We start from the raw sequence: 4,481 nt of genomic DNA, 5'->3' as shown, positions 1-4,481 counted from the left end.
CGGCTCGCCGCTGCTCACCTGGCACATCAAGTCCACCACCAAGGCGCAGCAGGGCCTGTATGAATACGACGCCGTTTCGCGCCTGCGCGACAGCCAGCTCGGCGACCCCCGCGTCTCGAACATCGCCAACTACATCAAGCGCGGCAAATTGTGGGAAGCCTTCACCCATGCCGAACGCCCGGTGCTGCTGATCGACGAGATCGACAAGGCCGACATCGAATTCCCGAACGACCTCCTGCTCGAACTCGACCGCATGGAATTCCATGTCTATGAGACGGGCGAGACGATCAAGGCCGCCAAGCGCCCGGTGGTGATCATCACCTCGAACAATGAGAAGGAACTGCCGGACGCGTTCCTGCGCCGTTGCTTCTTCCACTACATCAAGTTCCCCGAAATGGAGACGATGAACCAGATCGTCGAGGTCCATTTCCCGGGCATCAAGCAGCGGCTGGTCGCCGAGGCCATGCGCATCTTTTTCGAGGTGCGCGATGTGCCCGGCCTGAAGAAGAAGCCATCCACCTCGGAACTGCTCGACTGGCTGAAACTGCTGGTCAATGAGGACATGTCACCCGAGCAGCTGCGCGAACGCGACCCGCGCAAGCTGATCCCGCCGCTGCATGGCGCGCTGCTCAAGAACGAGCAGGACGTGCACCTGTTCGAACGGCTGGCCTTCCTGAATCGCCGCGAAGTCTGATCGCTGCATACAGAGCAATTGGAAAACCGCCCAATTGGGCGGTTTTTTAGTACCAATCTCAGCCAATAGGGGCAGTTTCAGTATACATTATCGCTTCCAATCCTACGGGTTTCCGCAGTAACATCCTTCCAAACCGCCATTCTGTATACAGGCGGAACGCCAACTGGCGATGAAGGACACCGATGCCCGCCTCATTCCCGATGAACGCCTGGTACGCCGCTGCCTGGGATGTCGACATCAAGCGGCAGCTGTTTCCGCGCACGATCTGCGGCAAGCATGTGGTGATGTATCGCCGCGCCGATGGCGGGGTCAGTGCGCTGGAAGACGCCTGCTGGCACCGGCTGGTGCCGCTCTCGAAAGGGCGGCTCGAAGGCGACACGGTCGTCTGCGGCTATCACGGACTGAAATACAACGCGCAGGGCCGCTGCACCTTCATGCCCTCGCAGGAAACCATCAATCCCTCCGCCTGCGTGCGTTCCTATCCCGTTGTCGAACGGCATCGTTATGTCTGGCTGTGGATGGGCGATCCCGCCCTCGCAGACCCCGCGCTGGTGCCGGACCTGCACTGGAACAACGACCCAGCATGGGCGGGCGACGGCAAGACCATCCATGTGAAATGCGACTATCGCCTTGTGCTCGACAATCTCATGGACCTCACCCACGAGACCTTCGTGCATGGCTCCAGCATCGGCAACGACGATGTCGCCGAGGCGCCGTTCGATGTCAGTCATGGCGACAAGACCGTGACGGTGACTCGCTGGATGAAGGGCATCACCGCGCCGCCCTTCTGGGCTGCGCAATTGCAGAAACCGGGCCCGGTCGATCGCTGGCAGATCATCCGCTTTGAACTCCCCTGCACCATCGCCATCGATGTCGGCGTAGCGCCTGCCGGCACCGGCGCACCGGAAGGCGATCGCTCGCAGGGCGTGAACGGTTTCGTGCTCAACACGATCACGCCGGAGACAGCGACCACCTGCCACTATTTCTGGTCGTTCCAGCGCAACTACCGCCGCGACGAACAGCGACTGACCACCGAGATCCGCGAAGGCGTTGCCGGCATTTTTCATGAGGACGAACTGATCCTCGAAGCGCAGCAGAAGGCGATGGACGAGAATCCCGACCGCATCTTCTACAATCTCAATATCGACGCCGGCGCCATGTGGGCGCGGCGCCTGATCGATCGCGCGATCGCGCAGGAGACCGGGCCTCGGCTGCAGGCGGCGGAGTGAGAGCATGAGCGACCGCGACTCCGAACGCTCGGTATCCCAGACCGTTCGCGCGCAGCTCGCCTTGCGCGACATGATCCTGTCGGGCCAGCTGCGCGCCAGCGAACGCATCTCCGAACTACAGGCCGTGGAGATCACCGGCGTGTCGCGCACGCCGGTGCGGCTGGCGCTGGTGCGTCTCGAAGATGAAGGATTGCTGCAGGCCATTCCTTCCGGCGGCTTCATGGTGAAGGCGTTTTCCGAACGCGATATCCTCGACTCCATCGAGCTGCGCGGCACCATGGAAGGACTCGCAGCCCGCTTCGCCGCCGAGCGCGGCGCCAGCGCTCGCCATCTCGAGCCGCTGAAGGAATGTCTGTCGGATCTGGACCAACTGGTGCGGCAAGATCCGATTTCGGTCGAAGCTTTCTCGGCCTATGTGACCTTGAACGCGCGCTTCCACGCGCTGCTCACCGAATTGTGCGCCAGTCCGCCGGTGGTGCGCCAGATCGACCGCGTGGCGGCCATGCCCTTCGCATCGCCGAGCGCTTTCGTGATGGCGCAATCAGCGCTGCCGGAAGCCCATCACATCCTGCTCATCGCGCAGGAGCATCACCGCATCGTGGTCGATGCGATCGAGAACCGCGAAGGCGCGCGCGCCGAGGCGATCATGCGCGAACATGCGCGGCTCGCCGTGCGCAATCTCCGCCTCGCGCTGCGCAACCGCACCAATCTCGATCTGCTGCCCGCGCTCGCACTTCTGACGTCAGCATCGACGGATTGACGGAGGCCCCATGCGCTTTGCAGATCACTGGATGGGGTGCCGCGTCGAAGCGACGCGCGATCTCACCCCGCATATTCGCGAGATCACGTTGAGACCGGATCACGCACTCCCTTCCTATCCGCTCGGCAGCCACATCAATATCGGCCTGCTGATCGATGGCCAGCCGCAGATACGATCCTATTCGCTGGTGGGCGAACGCCGCGACGACATGCTCCGCATCGCGGTGCGGCTCGCACCTGACAGTCGTGGCGGCTCCAAGGCCATGTGGGCGCTGCAAGCCGGCGCACGGCTCGAAATGTCCAGCCCGTCGTCGCTCTATGAGATCGACTGGACGCGCGGAACCTATTGCCTGATCGCCGGCGGCATCGGCATCACGCCGATCACCGGCATTGCCGCAACACTTCGTGGCAAGGCGGCCGATCTGGAGCTGCATTATGCGACGAGATCCCGCGACGAAGCCGCATATCTCGATGAACTCCAGACGCTGCTCGGTGATCGCCTGACCGTTCACGCGAGCGATGAAGGCATGCGGCTGGATTTCACCGCGACATTCGCAGCATTGCCGCCCGGCGCCATCGCCATCCTGTGTGGTCCGATGCGCATGCTGGAAGCGGCACGGCGCGCCTGGCACGACGCCGGCCGCACACCTGCCGATCTGCGCTACGAGACCTTCGGCTCCAGCGGCCTCCTGCCCACCGCCGAATTCCGCGTCCGCCTCAAGGATAGCGATGCGGAGATCGTGGTGCCGCAGGGGCGTTCGATGCTTTTAGCGCTCAACGACGCCGGCTTCGAGGTGATGTCGGACTGCGAGCGCGGCGAATGCGGCGTCTGCGCCATCGACGTTCTCGCTGTCGATGGCGAGATCGATCACCGCGACGTCTTCTTCAGCGATCACCAGAAGAGTGGCAATGCCAGGATCTGCCCTTGCGTGTCACGCGTGGTCGGCACGGTGACCGTGGATACGCTGTATCGGCCCGACGCGATCTGACGTCATGCCTTGCTGCGCAGCGCCGCGAGCAGCGAGGTGATGGCGAGCACGATGACGACAGCGCCATAGACATAGGCGACGACTGCCAGGCCGACGAAAGGCACCGACACGCCGGCCGCCAGCGCCGGCAGGCTGAAGGCCAGATACGAGATCACGTAGAATGTCGCCAGCAGGCCGGCGCGCTGATGCGCTTCGGCAGTCGGCAGCAAGGTGCTGAGCACGCCCGCAAAGGACGAACCAAAGCCGATGCCGGCGATCGTCGTTCCGAGGAACAGCGTAGCCGTGCTGTGTTGCTGAATGCCCAGCAGCGTGACGGCAACTCCCAGCGACAGGCTGATCGTGCCGATCACCAGCAAGCGCCGCGCCGGCAAATGCCGCAACACGCCCACTGACACCGCCCCCGTGAGCATCAGTACCGCCACGACCACACCACCGACCCATGGCGCGCTGACGCCCATGGTCACCGCAACGATTGTCGGCATCAGTGACAGATAGAAACCGCCCAGCGCCCAGCTCGCAATGGTCGCCGGCGCCACCAGCAGCAAGGCCGCGCGGGACTGGACTGGCACACGCACATTGGGACGCAAGGATGCAAGCGCGCCCGGCTTGCGCGAGACCGTCTCGGGCATGAACCACAGCAGCACAATCAGCACCGCGGTGATCGCGAACAGGACTTCATATACAAGATGAAAAGGATCCGGCGCGAAGGTCACCAGCAGTCCGGCGCCGAGCGCGCCGACCATCAGGCCGATGAACGCACTGACGCTGTTGAGCAGCGGCCCGCGCTGGCGGTCGCTGTCGAGAATGGCA

4 protein-coding genes and 1 pseudogene are annotated in these 4,481 nt (G+C 63.4%); 4 read left to right on the top strand and 1 reads right to left on the bottom strand.

The window, feature by feature from the left end; all coding sequences use genetic code 11:
* From ACIQ17_RS31160 to ACIQ17_RS31145, 4 genes are all read left to right on the top strand, one after another.
* On the top strand, positions 1 to 694 hold a 694-nt coding region (locus tag ACIQ17_RS31160), incomplete at its 5' end, for an AAA family ATPase (RefSeq protein ID WP_398473361.1).
* Positions 695 to 876: 182 nt separating this feature from the next.
* On the top strand, positions 877 to 1,923 hold the full coding sequence (locus ACIQ17_RS31155; RefSeq protein ID WP_398473359.1) for a Rieske 2Fe-2S domain-containing protein: 1,047 nt from the start codon (positions 877 to 879) through the stop codon (positions 1,921 to 1,923).
* A gap of 4 nt (positions 1,924 to 1,927) precedes the next feature.
* Positions 1,928 to 2,683, top strand: a complete 756-nt coding sequence (locus tag ACIQ17_RS31150; RefSeq protein WP_398473358.1) for a GntR family transcriptional regulator — start codon at positions 1,928 to 1,930, stop codon at positions 2,681 to 2,683.
* A gap of 10 nt (positions 2,684 to 2,693) precedes the next feature.
* Positions 2,694 to 3,671 carry a PDR/VanB family oxidoreductase gene (locus ACIQ17_RS31145; protein ID WP_398473356.1) on the top strand — a complete coding sequence of 326 codons (978 nt, stop codon included), beginning with the start codon at positions 2,694 to 2,696 and terminating at the stop codon, positions 3,669 to 3,671.
* A 2-nt stretch (positions 3,672 to 3,673) separates the two neighbouring features.
* On the opposite strand, the pseudogene ACIQ17_RS31140 reads toward ACIQ17_RS31145, so the two are convergent.
* Positions 3,674 to 4,481 (bottom strand): annotated as a pseudogene (locus ACIQ17_RS31140) (MFS transporter); the annotation flags it as partial.

Source organism: Tardiphaga sp. (assembly GCF_044340795.1).
Classification (GTDB): Bacteria; Pseudomonadota; Alphaproteobacteria; order Rhizobiales; family Xanthobacteraceae; genus Tardiphaga.
Note: the sequence above shows the minus strand (reverse complement) of the source record. Positions and strands in the feature narration are given on the sequence as shown.

What these genes read in the sequence shown, in the direction of transcription:
- ACIQ17_RS31155 (WP_398473359.1), top strand. Translation starts at nt 877, where the DNA reads ATGCCCGCCTCATTCCCGATGAACGCCTGGTACGCCGCTGCCTGGGAT.
- ACIQ17_RS31150 (WP_398473358.1), top strand. Translation starts at nt 1,928, where the DNA reads ATGAGCGACCGCGACTCCGAACGCTCGGTATCCCAGACCGTTCGCGCG.
- ACIQ17_RS31145 (WP_398473356.1), top strand. Translation starts at nt 2,694, where the DNA reads ATGCGCTTTGCAGATCACTGGATGGGGTGCCGCGTCGAAGCGACGCGC.